General features: G+C 61.0%; 16 protein-coding genes. 14 read left to right on the plus strand and 2 right to left on the minus strand.

Annotated elements, in window-relative coordinates:
• Positions 1–101: 101 nt before the first annotated feature.
• The 7 genes from FSO04_RS13580 to FSO04_RS13610 all read left to right on the plus strand — a co-directional run bounded on the left by FSO04_RS13580 (position 102) and on the right by FSO04_RS13610 (position 7904).
• Positions 102–584, plus strand: coding sequence for a cupin domain-containing protein (locus FSO04_RS13580; protein ID WP_154560175.1), 483 nt, complete (start codon positions 102–104; stop codon positions 582–584).
• Between the two features lie 143 nt (positions 585–727).
• A complete protein-coding gene (locus tag FSO04_RS13585; protein ID WP_154560176.1) occupies positions 728–1369 on the plus strand; it encodes a DsbA family oxidoreductase in 642 nt (213 codons plus the stop codon).
• Positions 1370–1605: 236 nt separating this feature from the next.
• Positions 1606–2571: a LysR family transcriptional regulator gene (locus FSO04_RS13590; protein WP_168435674.1), complete on the plus strand. Its 966-nt coding sequence runs from the start codon at positions 1606–1608 to the stop codon at positions 2569–2571.
• Between the two features lie 266 nt (positions 2572–2837).
• Positions 2838–4349 (plus strand): sugar ABC transporter ATP-binding protein, encoded by a 1512-nt coding sequence (locus FSO04_RS13595; RefSeq protein WP_154560178.1) that lies wholly within the window; start codon positions 2838–2840, stop codon positions 4347–4349.
• A gap of 24 nt (positions 4350–4373) precedes the next feature.
• A complete protein-coding gene (locus FSO04_RS13600; RefSeq protein WP_154560179.1) occupies positions 4374–5399 on the plus strand; it encodes an ABC transporter permease in 1026 nt (341 codons plus the stop codon).
• 98 nt (positions 5400–5497) lie between these two features.
• Entirely contained in the window at positions 5498–6439 is a 942-nt protein-coding gene (locus FSO04_RS13605; protein ID WP_154560180.1) for an ABC transporter substrate-binding protein, read from the plus strand.
• A 166-nt stretch (positions 6440–6605) separates the two neighbouring features.
• Complete coding sequence (locus FSO04_RS13610; RefSeq protein ID WP_154560181.1) at positions 6606–7904, plus strand: L-fuconate dehydratase; 1299 nt, start codon at positions 6606–6608, stop codon at positions 7902–7904.
• Between the two features lie 33 nt (positions 7905–7937).
• Here the strand turns inward: FSO04_RS13610 and FSO04_RS13615 are convergent, their stop codons facing one another.
• Positions 7938–8852 carry a LysR family transcriptional regulator gene (locus FSO04_RS13615; protein ID WP_154560182.1) on the minus strand — a complete coding sequence of 305 codons (915 nt, stop codon included), beginning with the start codon at positions 8850–8852 and terminating at the stop codon, positions 7938–7940.
• 160 nt (positions 8853–9012) lie between these two features.
• Here FSO04_RS13615 and FSO04_RS13620 point away from each other — a divergent pair, with 160 nt between their 5' ends.
• The 4 genes from FSO04_RS13620 (at position 9013) to FSO04_RS13635 (ending at position 12750) form a co-directional block, all read left to right on the plus strand.
• A complete protein-coding gene (locus tag FSO04_RS13620) occupies positions 9013–9348 on the plus strand; it encodes a DUF4148 domain-containing protein (protein WP_154560183.1) in 336 nt (111 codons plus the stop codon).
• Positions 9349–9398: 50 nt separating this feature from the next.
• Positions 9399–10712, plus strand: coding sequence for a serine hydrolase domain-containing protein (locus FSO04_RS13625; protein WP_154560184.1), 1314 nt, complete (start codon positions 9399–9401; stop codon positions 10710–10712).
• Between the two features lie 56 nt (positions 10713–10768).
• Positions 10769–11635: an NmrA family NAD(P)-binding protein gene (locus tag FSO04_RS13630; RefSeq protein WP_154560185.1), complete on the plus strand. Its 867-nt coding sequence runs from the start codon at positions 10769–10771 to the stop codon at positions 11633–11635.
• A gap of 152 nt (positions 11636–11787) precedes the next feature.
• Positions 11788–12750: an aldo/keto reductase gene (locus FSO04_RS13635; protein WP_267905029.1), complete on the plus strand. Its 963-nt coding sequence runs from the start codon at positions 11788–11790 to the stop codon at positions 12748–12750.
• Between the two features lie 91 nt (positions 12751–12841).
• On the opposite strand, the gene FSO04_RS13640 is transcribed toward FSO04_RS13635, so the two are convergent.
• Positions 12842–13801 (minus strand): AraC family transcriptional regulator, encoded by a 960-nt coding sequence (locus FSO04_RS13640; RefSeq protein WP_154560187.1) that lies wholly within the window; start codon positions 13799–13801, stop codon positions 12842–12844.
• A 248-nt stretch (positions 13802–14049) separates the two neighbouring features.
• Between FSO04_RS13640 and FSO04_RS13645 the strand changes: the two genes are divergently transcribed.
• The 3 genes from FSO04_RS13645 to FSO04_RS13655 all read left to right on the plus strand — a co-directional run bounded on the left by FSO04_RS13645 (position 14050) and on the right by FSO04_RS13655 (position 17079).
• Positions 14050–14589 (plus strand): carboxymuconolactone decarboxylase family protein, encoded by a 540-nt coding sequence (locus FSO04_RS13645; RefSeq protein WP_154560188.1) that lies wholly within the window; start codon positions 14050–14052, stop codon positions 14587–14589.
• Between the two features lie 361 nt (positions 14590–14950).
• Positions 14951–15847 carry a nitrilase family protein gene (locus FSO04_RS13650; RefSeq protein WP_154560189.1) on the plus strand — a complete coding sequence of 299 codons (897 nt, stop codon included), beginning with the start codon at positions 14951–14953 and terminating at the stop codon, positions 15845–15847.
• A 65-nt stretch (positions 15848–15912) separates the two neighbouring features.
• On the plus strand, positions 15913–17079 hold the full coding sequence (locus tag FSO04_RS13655; protein WP_154560190.1) for a substrate-binding protein: 1167 nt from the start codon (positions 15913–15915) through the stop codon (positions 17077–17079).
• Positions 17080–17126: the final 47 nt, after the last annotated feature.

Here is a 17126-nt window from a genome sequence, read left to right on the forward strand (position 1 = left end):
GTCGGCGGTAGTTTCAGCGGATTTTCACGTCGCCGGCTAACGACGAATTATGAGTGAGTTAGCCGCTATCATCGACCGTAGTCCCCAAAGGAGAACAATCGATGAGCCGACCCGATTTCATCAAACACTGGACCGAGCTGGAAGAACCGGATGCGCATTCCTATCGCGGCGATACCGAGAAAATGGCGCTCGACGCGCCGCTATCTGCCGCACTCGGCATCACGCGCATTGGCATTCATCACGTGAGGCTTTTGCCCGGCCGGCGCACGTCATATCCGCACGCCGAAAGTACCGAGCAGGAGTTTGTGTATGTGCTCGAAGGCAAGCCCGATGTCTGGATCGACGGCGTGCTTCATCCCATTGCTGAAGGCGATTCCGTCGCGTTTCCGTCAGGCACCGGCATCTGCCACACCTTCATCAACAATACGAAGGACGAAGTCAGGCTGATGGTGATCGGCGAACGTCCGCGCGACGACAACCGCATTCGTTATCCGCTCAACGAAGCGCACGAACGGACCCGCGCGGACCGCTGGGTGGACTGGCCTACCAGGCCAATCGGGGACCACAACGGGATGCCGGACTGAAGGGTACGCCGCGGATGACGGCCTCGGCGCATATCCGGAGCGCGGTCCTGCAAGAACTAGCGATTCAGGCTAGGCTACCGCGTGGGCCGTTTTGCGTCGCACCGCAGCGGCCGTGCCACACGGTTATTCCAGTCAGGAAAGCAATGAAACAACAGCTAACAATCGATTTTGTCTCCGATATCGCATGCCCGTGGTGTGCGATTGGCCTGTCGTCACTCCAGCTCGCACTATCGCGCTTGAGCGATACGGTCGACGCTCAAGTCACCGTGCATCCCTTTGAGCTGAATCCGGAGATGGGGCCGGACGGCGAAGCCATTGTCGATTATCTCGGCAAGAAATACGGACGTACTCCGGAGCAGATCGCGGAAACCCAGGCCATGATCCGCGAGCGCGGGGCGAGCGTCGGTTTTGCCTTCGGCCCGCGTACGCACGTCTATAACACCTTCGATGCGCACCGCCTGCTGCATTGGGCCGGTATCGAAGGCAAGCAGTTGCCGCTCAAACTGGCGCTGCTGCGGGCCTATCATGCCGAGGGCAAAGACCCGAGCAATCACGAAGTCCTGGTTGAAGCGGCTCAATCTGTAGGGCTCGACGCCGCGCAAGCAAGTGAGGTACTGCGCAGCGGAATCTATGCCGACGACGTCCGTGCGGAAGAACGGGAATTCCAGTCGAAGGGCATCCAGTCCGTGCCGGCGATCATCTTCAACGGTCGCTATCTGGTGAGCGGCGGACAACCCGTGGAAACCTTCGAGCAAGTCATCCAGCAGATTCTCGCCGAAGCGTAGGGCGGCAATCGGCAATCGCGCCGGCGGCCCGTTGCATTCAACGGGCCGCAACCGAAGACTCACTTCGGTCCGCGTCCGCTTTCTCACCGGCAGACGAAAGACGGGTTCATTGCCCGCACACTGAATCCCGCCACACTTGTCACTCACACCGTTCGATGCACGGCATTAGTGTGCTCTACAAGGACGAGGCTGGTGATGTGTTCCATAGCGCCTCGACATCAAAAGGAGAGACGCCCGTGATGGATCGCATCATGGCGATGCAGACCTTCGTACGCATCGTCGACGCCAACAGCTTTACCCGCGCCGCGCAGTCGCTTGGGATTCCACGCGCAAGCGCGACAACACTCGTGCAGAACCTCGAGGCCATGCTCGGCATCCAGTTGCTCGTGCGCACCACGCGCCGGCTCAGTCTGACTGCCGAGGGGGCCGCCTATTACGAGCGCTGCGTGCAGATTCTCGCCGACCTCGACGACATCGAGGCGAGCCTGCGGCATCCCGACGACCGGCCGCGCGGGCGGCTGCGCGTTGAGATGCCGGCGGTCGTCGCGAACGCGATCGTGTTTCCGGCGCTCGACGATTTTCACGCGCGCTACGAGCACATCCTGCTCACCTTCGGCGTCAGCAACCGCCAGGTCGAACGGGCCGGCGAAGCGATCGATTGCTGCATTCTGACTGGAAAGTCGCCGGATGCGGGCCTCGCCGCTCGCCGACTGGGCGCGCTCGAGCGTGTGACCTGTGCGAGCCCGCTTTATCTCGCACGGTACGGCACGCCGCAACGGTTCGATGAGCTAAGCGGTCATATCGCGGTGAATTACATGTGTGCGCACACGGGACGTGCAGCGGATTTCGATTTTCAGGTCGAAGGCGACACGGTCAACGTGGCGCTTGAGGGCTTCGTGCAGGTGAGCGACGAGCATGCATATCTCGAATGCGGGCTGCGCGGACTTGGACTGATCCAGCCGCCGCGTGCGCTCGCCCAGCCCTATCTCGACTCCGGGCGGCTGCGTGAAGTGCTGCCGCATTGCAGGCCCGCGGCGCTGCCGGTATCGGTCGCGTATCTGCGTCATCGGCGCGCTCCGCCTCGCGTGCTTGCCTTCGTCAACTGGCTCGCGGAACTGTTCGAAACGGCGCGGCACGTAAGCCATGAGCCGTCACCCGTGCACCGGAGTCTGCGTGGCGTGGCGGCCGCCGAACCGGCCTGAAATGAGCGACAAACCAAATAGTGGGAAGCAGGCGCGAGATACCTGTGCGCACGACACTAGGGAATGCCTACGCTTGAGCCGCTGCCATCCAGCGTCGTAAAATCGTGGCACATCAGTTTGGGTGGCCCAGCAATGTGTCTGGCTTCTCGTTACGATTTCAGCCGCGATACCCGGCAACGCCCGGCGCAGTGGCTTCCCGCGCTTTTTCGACCCGCTCCCCGCATTGAGGCCAGCGGCGATCGCGGAATTGTCGTTCAATCCGCGCCATGACCCCGCTCATTTCCGTTAAAAAGCTCAACAAGCGCTTTCCCGGCGTGAGGGCGCTTCACGAAGTCCAGTTCGAGCTCATGGCCGGTGAAGTCCACGCGTTGATGGGCGAGAACGGCGCGGGCAAGTCGACGCTGATGAAAATCCTCGCCGGCGTCTACACCCGGGATACGGGCGATATTCTCTATGACGGTCAGCCGGTCGAGTTCTCGAGCCCGCGCGAGGCGCAGGCCATGGGTATCGGCATCATTCATCAGGAACTCCAGTTGATGAATCACCTGACCGTCGCCCAGAATATGTTCATCGGCCGCGAGCCGCGTGGGCGCCTCGGTCTGTTCCTCGACGAAGACAAGCTCAATGAGCAGGCGCGCGACATTCTTGCCCGCATGCATGTGAATATCGACCCGCGCGCGGTGGTCAGCACGCTCACCGTCGCAAAGCAGCAGATGATCGAGATCGCCAAGGCATTGTCCTTCGATTCGCGCGTGCTGATCATGGACGAGCCGACCTCGGCGCTCAACGACGCCGAGATCGCCGAGCTGTTCCGCATCATCCGCGAGCTGAAGAGCCGGGGCGTGGGCATCGTCTATATCTCCCACAAGATGGACGAGCTGAAGCAGATTGCTGACCGCGTCACCGTGTTGCGTGACGGGGAATATGTGGCCACCGTCACCGCGAAAGACACCAGCGTCGACGCGATCATCGGCATGATGGTCGGTCGAATCTTGACCGACGCCGCGCCTTCTGAGAGCGTCGCCGGCACGGGCGAGATCGCGCTCGAAGTCAACAATCTGAATGCCGGCCCGCTTGTCAGAGACGTCAGCTTTGCGCTGCGCAAAGGCGAGATATTGGGCTTTGCCGGCTTGATGGGCGCCGGTCGCACCGAGGTCGCCCGCGCGGTGTTCGGCGCCGATCCGATCGAATCGGGTGAAATCATCGTGAAAGGCGTGAAGGCGACGATCAGGAATCCGAGCGATGCGGTGGCGCGCGGCATCGGCTATCTCTCGGAAGACCGGAAGCGCTTCGGTCTTGCGACCGGCATGAACGTCGAATCGAACATCGTGATGTCCAACCTGCGCAAATTCCTGTCGCTCAACTTTTTCTTGCGCCGCACTGAGATCCGCCGGACAGCCACCCATTTCATCAATCTGCTCGCCATTCGTACGCCCTCCGCGACGCAGGAGGTGCGGCTTCTCTCGGGCGGCAATCAGCAGAAAATCGTCGTTGCGAAATGGCTCGAGCGCGACTGCGACGTGCTTTTCTTCGACGAGCCGACGCGCGGCATCGACGTCGGCGCCAAGAGCGAAATTTACAAACTCCTGCGCTCGCTCGCCGGGCAAGGCAAGGCGATCGTCATGATCTCGTCGGAACTGCCGGAGATCTTGCGCATGAGCGACCGCATCGTCGTGATGTGCGAGGGCCGCATTACCGGCGAACTTTCAGCCACGGAGGCGACGCAGGAGCGCATCATGCAACTGGCGACGCAACGCGAAACCTTAAAAGCGGCGTGAGCCCGAAGAGGAGAGATCCAGTTTATGACACAGCCATCGGATACTTCGACGCTCGCTAACGAGGGGCGGTTGTCCGGCCTCAGAGCCCGCGTCTTCACGCCGACTGCTCTGCAAAAGCTGCTCGCCTTCGGGAGCCTGATCCTGCTGCTGGGCTTTTTCAGCTTCGCGTCCCCTGCGTTCATGCAGATGGACAACATGCTCGGGATTCTGCAGGCGACGGCCGTCAACGGCGTGCTGGCGATTGCCTGCACGTTCGTCATCATCACCGGCGGCATCGATTTGTCCGTCGGTACCTTGATGACTTTCACGGCGGTCATTTGCGGCGTGTTTCTGACCTATTGGCATTTGCCGATGTGGACCGGCGTCCTGGCTGCGATCGGGACGGGCGCAATCTGCGGGACCATTTCGGGCACGCTCACGGCGAAAATGAAAATACCGCCGTTCATTGCCACCTTGGGCATGATGCTGCTGCTGAAAGGTCTTTCGCTCGTCGTCTCGGCCGACAAGCCGATCTATTTCACCGACACCGAAAACTTCTACATGATTTCTCAGGATTCGCTGATCGGCTCTTTCCTGCCGAGCCTGCCGGTTCCGAACGCGGTCCTGATCCTGTTTTTCCTTGCGGTGGTAAGTTCGATCACGCTCAATCGCACGGCGCTCGGCCGGTACACGTTTGCGCTTGGCAGCAACGAAGAAGCGGTGCGCCTTTCCGGCGTGAATGTCGACCGGTGGAAGATCGCCATTTACGGCCTGGCTGGGGCAATTTGCGGCATCGCCGGGCTGCTGATTGCCTCGCGCCTGAATTCGGCGCAGCCAGCGCTAGGCCAAGGTTACGAACTCGAAGCGATCGCCGCCGTCGTTATCGGCGGGACCTCGCTCAGCGGCGGTGCGGGCACGATTCTGGGCACCATCATCGGTGCGTTCATCATGAGTGTGCTGACCAACGGCCTGCGCATCATGTCCGTCGCCCAGGAATGGCAGATCGTGGTGACCGGCCTCATCATCATTCTCGCGGTTTATGCCGATATTTTGCGGCGCAAGAAAAGCTGACGAAGGCGGACGCTACGCGAAACAAGATCAAGAAAAGGGAGCGCCCAAGGCTCCCCGAACGGCTGAAAGTGGATGGCCAACTTAGGAGGAGAAACCCCATGTTGAAAAGAAGACTAGTCGGTGTCGTGGTCGGCGTTGGTGCGCTCATTGGCGGGGCGAGTGTGACATACGCGCAAGACACCTACATCCCGCTCATCTCGAAGGGCTTCCAGCATCAGTTCTGGCAGGCGGTCAAATCCGGCGCGGAACAGTCGGCCAAGGAGCACAACGTCAGGATCACCTTCGAGGGTCCGGAAACCGAGGCCATGGTCGATAAGCAGATCGACATGCTCTCGGCGGCGCTCGCCAAGAAGCCCCAGGCGCTCGGCATTGCCGCGCTCGATAGCAAGGCGGCCATTCCGCTGTTAAAGCGGGCGCAGGCCGCCAAAATACCCGTCATCGCCTTCGACTCGGGCGTCGACAGCGACATTCCGTTGACCACGTGCGCGACCGACAATCTTGCCGCGGCCGCACTCGCCGCCGACAAGATGGCCGAGGCGATCGGCAATGCCGGCGAGGTGGGTCTGGTGGTGCATGACCAGACCAGCCGCACCGGCATCGATCGTCGCGATGGCTTCCTGAATGAGATGAAAGCGAAGCACCCGAACATCAAGATCGTCTCGGTCCAGTATGGCGGCGGGGACCACCTGAAGTCGGCGGAAATCGCCAAGACGATGATCCAGGCCAACCCGAACCTCAAGGGCATTTTCGGAGCGAATGAAGGGTCGGCGGAAGGTGCTGCGATCGGCGTCAAGGAATCAGGCAAAAAGCTCGTGCTGATTGGCTATGACTCCGGCAAGGAGCAGAAGGACGACATCAATTCGGGCTTGATGGCCGGCGCCATTACGCAGAACCCGGTCGGCATCGGCAAATGCGTCGTCGACTCCGCAGTGAAGGCGTTGAAGGGCGAGAAGCTGCCCAAGAAAGTCGACACGGGCTTCTACTGGTACGACAAGAGCAATATGAGCGATCCCAAGATCGCCGCTGTGCTCTACGATTGACCGGGGCCGCCTGACGCGAAGAGAGAGGAGGGGGCGCTGCGCTCCCTTTTCTTTTCTTGCCTCCCGTCCGCCTGGAGTGCAGATGGCTGCAAAGAGGCCAGGCGAACACGCACGGCCTCTTTGCCTATAAGCAGAAGACGATAGCTGTCGCAGAGGAGGGGTTCAGATGCCCACGATCACCAAGCTGTCCGTCCGGGACATTCGGTTCCCGACCTCGCGTTCACTCGACGGCTCCGATGCGATGAACGCCGCGCCGGATTACTCCGCTGCCTACGTGACGCTCGAAACCGATTCGCCGACGGGGCTCACAGGTCATGGCCTTACCTTCACCATCGGCCGCGGCAACGAGATCTGCGTGAGTGCGGTGAAGGCGCTTGCCCCGCTGGTCGTCGGCAAAACGCTCGAGGATATCGCAGCGAACATGGGTGCCTTCTGGCGCGCGCTGACGTCGGACAGCCAGTTGCGCTGGATCGGTCCGGACAAGGGCGCCATTCATCTGGCTACGGCGGCTGTCGTGAACGCGGCCTGGGACCTGTGGGCCAAAGCGGAAGGCAAGCCGGTGTGGAAACTGCTCGTCGACATGAGCCCGGAAGAACTCGTGCGATGCCTCGATTTCCGCTATGTGACCGATGCGATCACGCCGCAGGAAGCCATCGCCATGCTGCACCGTCATGCAAAGACGCGAGGCAAGCGCGAAAAGGACATGCTGGCGCACGGCTATCCGGCCTACACGACGTCGGCCGGCTGGCTCGGTTACGACGACGACAAGATTCGCCGGCTCGCACGTGAAGGCGTCGCGCAGGGCTGGACGCACTTCAAGCAGAAGGTGGGCGGCAATATTGAAGAAGATATGCGCCGCGCCCGCATCCTGCGCGAAGAAATCGGCGAAAACCTGAAGCTGATGATGGACGCGAACCAGGTGTGGGATGTCGACGAAGCGGTCGCGAACATGCGGCGCCTGGCGGAATTCGATCCCTGGTGGATCGAGGAACCCACGAGTCCCGACGACATTCTCGGCCACGCGGCTATCCGCGAGCGGATTCGGCCCATCGGTGTCGCGACGGGCGAGCACTGCCAAAACCGGGTGATGTTCAAGCAGTTGCTGCAGGCGCAAGCCATCGACTTCTGTCAGGTCGATAGCTGCCGCCTTGGCGGTCTGAACGAGGTGATCATCGTCCTGTTGATGGCGGCGAAATTCGGTGTGCCCGTGTGTCCGCATGCGGGTGGCGTCGGCTTGTGCGAGTACGTCCAGCATATTTCGCTGTTCGACTATATCTGCGTGTCGGCGTCGCTGGACAACCGGGTGCTCGAATACGTGGATCATCTGCATGAGCATTTTGTCGATCCTGTCGTGATTCGAAACGGCCGTTATATGCCGCCGCAGCGTGCCGGCTACAGCATCGAAATGCATGCAGCGTCGCTTGATGAGTATGACTTTCCCGAGGGGCCGGCCTGGCGGGTTTGACGCGGCACGCGCGGGGCCCTCTGCGGCCATTGGCTAACTCGTACTCGTCAAAGCGACGATGAAGTCGAGAAACACCCTTGTCTTGGCCGGCGTGTGGTGCCGTGATGGATGGTACGCATAGAGAGGGAAGCGCTCATCCGGCCAGTCTGGGAACAGGTTGACGAGCCGTCCCTCCCGAATCAGGGGTTCCGCTCCGAGCAGAAGCATCTGCGCGACGCCGGAGCCGGCCAGACAAGCGTTGAAGAGTGCGCTCGGATCGTTCACCGTAAGCCGTCCATTCGTTTCGACAACCAGCTTTTTGCGCTTGCGATGAAACTCCCACGGATACGGCTTGCCGGTTTCCGGGTTACGGAATTCGAGGCACCGGTGCGTCCCGCGACCCAGATCTTGAGGCTCTGCTGGCCGCCCCCGGCGCGCGAGGTACGAGGGTGCTGCGACGGTGACAACAGCGGTGTCCAGAAGCTTTCGCGCAATCAGACTGGATGAGCGAGGTTCGCCAAATCGCAAGGCCAGATCGAAGCCGTCCACGATGAGGTCGCCAAGCTGATCTCTCGCAATGAACTCGAGTTCAAGTTCAGGATGCGCATCCATGAATTCGTCGAGCTTCGGACCCAGAACGATTCGAAAAAAAGCGGGATCAAGATTGATTCGCAGTTTCCCGCGTACTGTCGCGGTGCCGCCTGACGCGGCGGCTGCCGCTTCCTCCATTCCCCTTAAGTGCGGCATGACCTGCTCGTAAAACCGTTTGCCCTCTTCCGTGAGCGAAACGGCGCGAGTCGTGCGATTGAAGAGCCGTATTTTCAGCCGCTTTTCGAGCCTGGCGATTGCCCGGCTAACTCCGGGGGGCGACATACCCATCACTTCGGACGCGGCTGCGAACGTCCCCGCATCGACGACGGCCGCAAATACGCTGATACCGCTAGAGAGATTCTCGCTGGACGATCTCATTGGCGCTCCCCGCACAGTGCGTCAAAAACCGCACTATGGCTCATTAGTGACTGCCTGTCACTTCACAAGTGTCATTCGTATCATTTAGTTTCTCATCGAGTTTACCCACAATGCATCCCAACGGTCCGTTTCGACCGCAACGATCCAAAGGAGCATTGCCATGAATACCCGTTATCTCGCACTTGCCGTTGCCGCCGCCATCGCCTTCCCTGTCGCTGGCTACGCTCAGGAATCCTCGACTGTCACGCGTGCACAGGTGCGCGCGGAACTCGTCCAACTGGAAAGCGTGGGCTACCAGCCCGGCCGAGCCAATGATCCGCATTACCCAGCCGACATTCAGGCAGCCGAAGCAGCAGTGGCCTCGCAGAAGGGCGCCGAGTCGAACGTCGCCAGCGGCGTGGGCGGAGTGCGCAGCGGTTCGTCCGATTCGGGCAATCGCGTCGCTGCGGCAGCCCTCGCGAATGCACCGTTCAACTCGCTTTACGCACATCGTTGATTGGCGTGTCACACCAATCATTGTTCATTCCATTTTCCAAGGAGTAGGAGATGACCGTTCAACTCACCCGCCGTGACCTGTTGAAGCGGGCATCCGGTCTCCTGGCGGTCGCCGCAGTGGGCGGATTGACCAGCATCGGAACGGAGGCCGCGGAGGGTCATCAGGAGCGTCATCGTGTTCTCGTCCGCAACCCAGCCTTTGCCTCGATTGACCTTTCCCTGCGGCAGGCCGTCGACAACGGCAGCGTGGCCGGCGTGGTGGCGATGGGCGCCACGCAGCGCGGGCTCGTCTACGAGGGCGCATCGGGCCATGCCAATCCCCAGACGGGTACGGCGATGACGCCCGACACGGTGTTCTGGCTGCTATCGATGACCAAGGCGATCACTGCGACCGCCTGTATGCAACTCATCGAGCAGGGCAGGCTCTCACTCGATCAACCCGCGGGCGACATTCTCCCGGAACTGAAGTCGCCGCAAGTGCTGGACGGTTTCGATGCGTCCGGACAGCCGAAACTGCGTCCTGCACGCAACACGATTACCGTGCGTCATCTGCTGACTCACACGTCCGGCTTCACGTACAGCATCTGGAGCGAAAACATGAGCCGGTACGAGAAGGTGACCGGCATGCCGGATATTGGCTACTCGATGAACGGCGCGTTCAAGGCGCCGTTGGAGTTCGAGCCTGGCGAGCGCTGGCAGTACGGCATTGGGATGGACTGGGTGGGCAAGCTAGTTGAGGCAGTCACCGATCAATCGCTGGAGGTTTATTTCCGCGAGCACATCTTCGCGCCGCTCGGCATGAGCAATTCGGGATTTCTGATCAGCGGCGCGCAGAAGCAACGCGTGGCGACCATGCACAACCGGCAACCCGATGGATCGCTCAAGCCCGCTCCGTTCGAGATCAACCAGCGGCCCGAGTTCTTTATGGGCGGCGGCGGGGCATTCAGCACGCCGCGCGATTACATGGCGCTCCTGCAGATGCTGGTGAACGGCGGGACGTACCGCGGCGAGCGGGTCCTGCGCGCCGACACCGTTGCGACGATGTTCCAGAATCACATCGGAGATCTTCAGGTAACCGAAATGAAGACGGCACAGCCGGCGTGGTCGAACAGCTTCGATCAATTCCCTGGGATGCCGCACAAGTGGGGGCTTTCCTTCGACATCAACACGCAGCCGGGTCCGCATGGCCGCAGCGCGGGCAGCATCAGCTGGGCGGGACTGCTGAACAGCTATTTCTGGGTCGATCCTGTCAGGAAGGTGACCGGCACGCTGTTCACGCAGATCCTGCCGTTCTATGACTCTCGCGTGGTGGATCTGTATGGACAGTTCGAGCAGGGGGTGTATCACGGCTTGCAACACGCCTGAGCACCGGTCAGTGATCGGCACTTGGGACATATCTATTTACGCAAGGAGAAACTGCAATGTATGCAATCACAGGGATAACAGGAAAGGTCGGCGGTGCGGTGGCGCGCACGTTGCTCGCAGCGGGCCAGTCCGTACGCGCGGTGGTACGCGATGCCGCTCGGGCACGTTCGTGGGCCGAGCGCGGATGTGAAGTGGTGACTGCCGACATGGACGACGAGACATCGCTGACCGCCGCTTTCGAGGGCGCGCAAGGCGTCTTCATTCTGCCGCCGTCCGATTTCGATCCATCGCCGGGGTTTCCCGAGGCACGTGCTGTCATTGACGCTGTGCGCGGGGCGCTTCAGTCCGCGGCGCCTGGCAAGGTGGTCTGCCTGTCGACAATCGGCGCGCAAGCCACTGAAATCAATCTGCTCACGCAACGTACGCTGATGGAGCAGGCGCTTCAGGATTTGCCGATGCCGGTGACATTCCTGCGTCCCGGCTGGTTCATGGAAAACGCCGCGTGGGACGTGGCGCCTGCCCGCGACACCGGGGTGATCCCCAGCTTTCTGCAGCCGCTCGACAAGGCGGTGCCGATGGTCGCGACCGCGGACGTGGGGCGCGTCGCCGCGCTACTGCTTCAACAAACCTGGCTCGGCGTGCGTGTCGTTGAGCTGGAGGGGCCGCACCGTGTGAGCCCGAACGATCTGGCCGCGGCATTTGCCCAGGTGCTCGGTCGTCCGGTTCGTGCGGAGGTGGTGTTGCGTGAGACATGGGGCGAGCTGTTCCGGTCCCAGGGTACGACGGACCCGTTGCCGCGCATGCGCATGCTCGACGGCTTCAATGAAGGCTTCATCGCCTTCGAAGGCAATGAAGCCGACATCGTCAAGGGCGAGGTGGAACTGGAAACCGTTCTACGAAGCCTCGTCTCGCAGGCGGGCTAACGCGGACGCACCCGGTGACGCGTGCAGGATGCCGCGTCGCCGGGTGCTTTCCGTTCATCGTTCAGCAAGGGATTCATATCAAGGGGTTCGCTATGGAATACAGCACACTCGGCAGGTCAGGCCTGCGCATTTCCCGTCTTTGTCTTGGCGCCATGACCTTTGGTGCCGGTACCGGAATCTGGGGCGAAATTGCCGGCCTTGACCGCGGCCAGGCCACCCGGCTTGTCGCGATGGCAGTCGAGCGCGGTATCAACCTGATCGATACGGCTGACGCCTATTCGCAAGGGCACTCTGAAACGGTCGTCGGTCAGGTATTGGCTGACCTCGGACTCGACGAATCGCGCATGCTGGTCGCAACCAAAGTTCGGCTGCGCACAGGAGCTGGCCACAACGACGTCGGACTCGGCCGCTCGCACATCATGCGCTCGGTGGAGACGAGTCTTCGGCGTATCGGTCGGGACCATATCGACCTTTTTCAGTTGCACGACCGTGACGCACTCGTGCCGCTCGAAGAAACGCTTCGCGCGCTGGATGATCTTGTTACGCAGGGGAAGGTGAGGCATATCGGCGTGTGCAATTTCAGCGCGGGCGATCTGGAACGTGCGCAGGGAATTGCCAACTGTACGCATGGAGCCCGCATCGTGAGCAATCAGGTTCACTATGCGCTGACGAGCCGCGACGTCGAGTATGAGATCGCACCAGTGGCAAAGGCGAATGATGTTGCGCTTCTGGTGTGGAGTCCGCTCGCGGGCGGGTACCTGAGCGGTAAGTACACGCAGGGAAGCAGCGGCGAAACCGGGCGTCGAACCGCGTTGAATTTTCCGCCGATCGATCCCGCGATGGCGGATGCTGTCGTGCACGTATTGCGCGACATCGCTTCGGAATTGAACGCGTCGCCCGCTCAGGTGGCATTGGCCTGGATTCTGGCGCGCCGTGAAGTCTGTTCCGTCATCGTAGGCGCACGCACAACCGACCAACTGAGCGCTAACCTCGACGCTGAGCACACTACGTTGAACGCAGCGCAGACCGAGCGCCTGAATCAGGTTTCGCAGCCGCATCTGCCATATCCGTACTGGATGCAGCAGTTCCATGACAAGGATCGAGTGGTGGTCTGATTGCTTGAGCAGCGGCCATGCCGTCACGCCATCGTCAACTGCAACGTGACCGTGGGCCGAAGGCGTGCGCTGGTAGCGATGAGTTTCAGCGTCACGCCTCGAGATTTCCGCCGGACGAGCGCCAACGCGCCGGTGAAACCCCGATATGACGCTTGAAGACGCGTTGAAACGCGGCAGTCGATTGATAGCCCACCGCCTCGCCGATCTCGGCGATCGGCGCGGCGGTATGCAACAGCATTCGGCCCGCGATGGTCATTCGAACCTCAGTCAGCACGTCGGAAGCCGAGCGACCGATGGCTTCCTGAAACTGACGGATGAATGTTGCTCGGGACATATTGCAGAGCCCCGATAACTGATCCAGGGTCCAGGGCTCACCTGGCGTCTCGAACATTGCGGATATCGCAGGTTGCAAACGAGGCCGCCTCGAGAGCGCGAGCAAACCATGCGGCGGCTGAGTACCTTCAGTGGCGAAACGCAACGTCAGTGCGAACAGCGCCGCCGACAGGTGATTGACGAACATCTCGCTGCCGGGGCCGGGATCGTTGGCCTCCTCATGCATCAGTTCGATCAGTTGTCTCAGACGAGTGCGGACAATGGATCGTGCGGAACCTTCGACGTCGCCACCTGGTTCGGGCAATGCGCTATGTACGACCAGGCGGCCGGGCAGATGGTCGCGCAATAGTCTGTCTGGAACTGCGCCGAGCAGAAACCGTCCGCATAGGAAGTCAGCCTTTTCGCCTTTCCCATCGTTCTCAAAGACGATCAGCGAGGCCTGTCGACTTTTTGTTTCGGGCCTCGCGGTCTCCCCGCTACCGTCATGAATAAGGTGTGCGTTGCCCGCTGGAAACAGAATGATGTCGCCCGCTGTCAGCCGTTCGGGCGGCCCGTTAACGTCTTCGAGAACGGCATGACCGGACAGCAGCACGTGGTAGGGAATTTCTCGCACGCCGGAGACAGCCTGATCGATTTTCCACGGCGCGCCGAAAAGACAGCGCAACTCCAGCCGCCCCGTGACGGGTATCAGTGAAAGCAGTCGACTTAGCAGATCCATGTGAACCGGGTGAGCATGTTTTCGCGTTGTTCGGGAATCGGCATCAAGGCACGCAACGTGGCGCATCGGCGCAAACAATGACGCCGGATTCTAGCTGGTCGCTTCGTCCGGCGCTGCCCGACGGACGCCGTCGCACTGAGCGGATGATGTGATACTTTTGAGCATAATAATGACAATTTTTAGTATCGTAAAGATCATTCGCTGGACCTAAAGTGGAGGCTCCTAACCACCACTGAAGGAGTTCCATCATGAGCCGCATCACTGTCCCCGCTATTGCCACCGCCACCGGCGCCACTGCTGAGGTCTACGCCCAGGTCAAGAAGATTGCTGGCGGCACCGTACCTAACCTCTTCGCTGCTGTTGGTCACGTGGCCCCGGCGACGCTCTCCACCGTGCTGGCTGCCGAAGGCGTGCTCGCATCGGGGAGCCTGAGCAAACAGGATCTGGAAACTATCAAGGTGCTGGTCAGCGAACAGACCGGCTGTGACTACTGTGTAGCTGCACACGTGATGCTGGGCAAGATGACGGGCCTCTCGACGGAGGCGCTCAAACAGATTCGCGCCGGACAGGCCACCGGCGATGCCAAGCGCGATGCGCTCGTGCACTTCGTGCTGAATTTGCAGAAGACGAGCGGCACGATCAGCGAGAACGAATTCGCCGCCATTCGCGCGGCCGGCTATACCGAGACGCAACTCGCTGAGATTTCGTTGGCCGTTGCCATGACGATCTTCACCAATACATTCAACCGTATCAACGATACCGACGTCGATTTCCCGCCGGTCAAGTAACGGCAACATCGCGGAGCGTGTCGCCACACGATGGTGACGCGCTCGCCCTATCAAACGCTTCGCGACGCGGTGATTTCGCATCTGACTTATGCCGAAGGGCTTGGGCCGTTGTTGTCGGACGTGCCGGCTCGGGTAGCGGGATCAGATTTGAACAGACCTGAAACACGTCCCCAAGGAATTACCCTGGACGCAGTCAAACCGCTTGACATCCTGAATTTGGCTTCATAAATTCGCTTCGACTGAGCCGTCATTGTTTCTGGCGGCTCCACGGCAACGATGCCGTGCTACATATGAAAGGCTATGCAGCCCCCGAACTTGCGTCCAACGCTGGTTCGGGGGCTTTTTGCTTTTGGGAGAAGAAATGATGACGTTGCAGTACAACCCCGCGGAACATGGGGTCGCAGACCTGGTGGTCGCATGCGTTCAGATGGAACCTCATGTCGGCCGGAAGCACGACAACGTGGCGCAATGCATCCGGCACATCGAAGCTGCGGCGCATCACGGCGCGTCTCTGGTGGTGTTGCCGGAGCTGGCCAATAGCGGCTATGTGTTCAACGATCGTGACGAGGCATTCGCGCTGGCCGAAACGTTGCCGGAAGGGGAGACCGCGCAGTTGCTTGCCGAAACGACGCAGCGCCTTGGCATTCATGTCGTGATGGGTATTGCCGAGCGGGCGGGCAAGCAACTCTACAACTCAGCGATCCTGACTGGCCCGACGGGTCACATCGGCGTCTATCGCAAGCTGCATCTCTGGAATGACGAACATCGCTTCTTCGAACCGGGCGATCGTGGCGTTCCGGTGTTCGACACGCCGCTGGGACGAATCGCCATCGCCATCTGCTACGACGGCTGGTTTCCCGAGACATACCGGCTTGCCGCGATGCAAGGTGCGGACATCGTTTGCGTGCCGACCAACTGGGTGCCGATGCCGGCGCAACCGGACGATCGGCCCGCCATGGCCACGACGCTCACCATGGCGGCCGCGCACAGCAACGGCGTGGTGATCGCATGTGCAAACCGCATCGGCATGGAGCGTGGTCAACCGTTCGTCGGCCAGAGCCTGATTGTGGGCGGCAACGGATGGCCGGTCGCGGGTCCGGCCAGTGTCGATCGCGAAGAAATCCTGTACGCCGCAATCGATCTGACGCGCACTCGTTCGGAACGCACGCTGAACGCCTTCAATCACGTGCTGAGCGATCGGCGCGCGGACGTGTACGACCCGATGCTGGGCACCGGCTGGCCGACTTCACGCGCATGAGGCATCCGATAGCACACCCGTACGAAACACAAGAATTTCATTCGACCACTGTGAGGAAAAAATCCATGACTCCGTTCAACAGACAAATCCTTGGCGCCGCCGCGGCGCTCGTCGCGGCTTGCACCTGCATGAGTGCGCTCGCTGCCGATCCGATCAGGATCGGCGTAGCGGTGGGGTTGTCCGGCGCAAATAGCGTGGTCGCGCCGGCCGTCGTGCAGTCGTCGCAACTCGCTGTCGACGAAATCAACGCAGCGGGCGGGATCATGGGCCGCCAGGTGCAGCTCGACATCACCGACGACGCATCCGGTGCAGTCGGCGCGCAGAAAGCGTACGACACGCTCGTGTTCCAGAAGAACGTCGACGCGATCATTTCCATGGAAACGAGCGCTGCGCGTAACGCGGCGCTGCCGATCGTGGCGCGCGGCAAGAAGCCCTTCGTGTACACGTCGTTTTACGAGGGCCGTTCGTGCAGTCCGTGGATGTACGTCAACGGCTGGGTGCCTGAGCAGCAGGTCGCGCCGGTGGTCGATTACTTCGCGAAGAGCAAGGGCGCCAAGACCTTCTATCTGGTCGGCAACGACTACGTTTTTGGCCGCGGTATGCTTGGATTCACCAGGAAATACATCGAGGAGCACGGCGGCAAGGTAGTCGGCGAGGAGTACTTGCCGATCGACGGCACCGACTGGACACCGATTCTTTCCAAGATCCGTTCGGCTCATCCTGATGCGTTGATCAGCGCGACGGCCGGCGGCGCGCCTAACGTGTCGCTCGCCAAACAGTTGAAGGGTTCCGGCATGACGCTGCCTTATGGCAACCTGGCGATCGACGAAGGCACGGCGAAGAGCATGGGCGACGTCGCCACGGGCATGTATATGTCGGGCTCCTACCTGACGGGCATCGATACGCCGGGCAACAAAAAATTTATTGCGGCCATGGACAAGAAATTCGGCAAGGATCTAAAGACCCCGAACGAGTTGTCCGAGCCGCAGTACGAAGCCTTCTTCCTGTACAAGGCCGCAGTCGAAAAAGCGGGCTCAACCGACACCGACAAGGTGATCAAGGCGCTGGGCCAGGTGTCGTTCGACGGACCGCGCGGACCGGTGGCCATGAACAGGAGCCGCCACACGCCTCTCGCCATGCGCCTGGGCCAGATACAGGCGGACGGCTCGATCAGGATCTTGCAGACGTTCCCGAACGTGGATCCGGGCGCGCAGTGCCCGAATATCAAGTAGACGTAGCTGGAAATACAGCATCCGCCTGATGCGCATTCGCAGGCGAC

This window comes from Paraburkholderia madseniana (genome assembly GCF_009690905.1).
Classification (GTDB): Bacteria; Pseudomonadota; Gammaproteobacteria; order Burkholderiales; family Burkholderiaceae; genus Paraburkholderia; species Paraburkholderia madseniana.

Excerpts from the sequence above, each read along its gene's own strand:
- FSO04_RS13595 (WP_154560178.1), top strand. The coding sequence starts at position 2,838 with ATGACCCCGCTCATTTCCGTTAAAAAGCTCAACAAGCGCTTTCCCGGC.
- FSO04_RS13605 (WP_154560180.1), top strand. The coding sequence starts at position 5,498 with ATGTTGAAAAGAAGACTAGTCGGTGTCGTGGTCGGCGTTGGTGCGCTC.
- FSO04_RS13620 (WP_154560183.1), top strand. The coding sequence starts at position 9,013 with ATGAATACCCGTTATCTCGCACTTGCCGTTGCCGCCGCCATCGCCTTC.
- FSO04_RS13580 (WP_154560175.1), top strand. The coding sequence starts at position 102 with ATGAGCCGACCCGATTTCATCAAACACTGGACCGAGCTGGAAGAACCG.
- FSO04_RS13610 (WP_154560181.1), top strand. The coding sequence starts at position 6,606 with ATGCCCACGATCACCAAGCTGTCCGTCCGGGACATTCGGTTCCCGACC.
- FSO04_RS13600 (WP_154560179.1), top strand. The coding sequence starts at position 4,374 with ATGACACAGCCATCGGATACTTCGACGCTCGCTAACGAGGGGCGGTTG.
- FSO04_RS13640 (WP_154560187.1), bottom strand. The coding sequence starts at position 13,801 with ATGGATCTGCTAAGTCGACTGCTTTCACTGATACCCGTCACGGGGCGG.
- FSO04_RS13585 (WP_154560176.1), top strand. The coding sequence starts at position 728 with ATGAAACAACAGCTAACAATCGATTTTGTCTCCGATATCGCATGCCCG.
- FSO04_RS13650 (WP_154560189.1), top strand. The coding sequence starts at position 14,951 with ATGATGACGTTGCAGTACAACCCCGCGGAACATGGGGTCGCAGACCTG.
- FSO04_RS13635 (WP_267905029.1), top strand. The coding sequence starts at position 11,788 with ATGACCTTTGGTGCCGGTACCGGAATCTGGGGCGAAATTGCCGGCCTT.
- FSO04_RS13625 (WP_154560184.1), top strand. The coding sequence starts at position 9,399 with ATGACCGTTCAACTCACCCGCCGTGACCTGTTGAAGCGGGCATCCGGT.
- FSO04_RS13615 (WP_154560182.1), bottom strand. The coding sequence starts at position 8,852 with ATGAGATCGTCCAGCGAGAATCTCTCTAGCGGTATCAGCGTATTTGCG.
- FSO04_RS13630 (WP_154560185.1), top strand. The coding sequence starts at position 10,769 with ATGTATGCAATCACAGGGATAACAGGAAAGGTCGGCGGTGCGGTGGCG.
- FSO04_RS13645 (WP_154560188.1), top strand. The coding sequence starts at position 14,050 with ATGAGCCGCATCACTGTCCCCGCTATTGCCACCGCCACCGGCGCCACT.
- FSO04_RS13655 (WP_154560190.1), top strand. The coding sequence starts at position 15,913 with ATGACTCCGTTCAACAGACAAATCCTTGGCGCCGCCGCGGCGCTCGTC.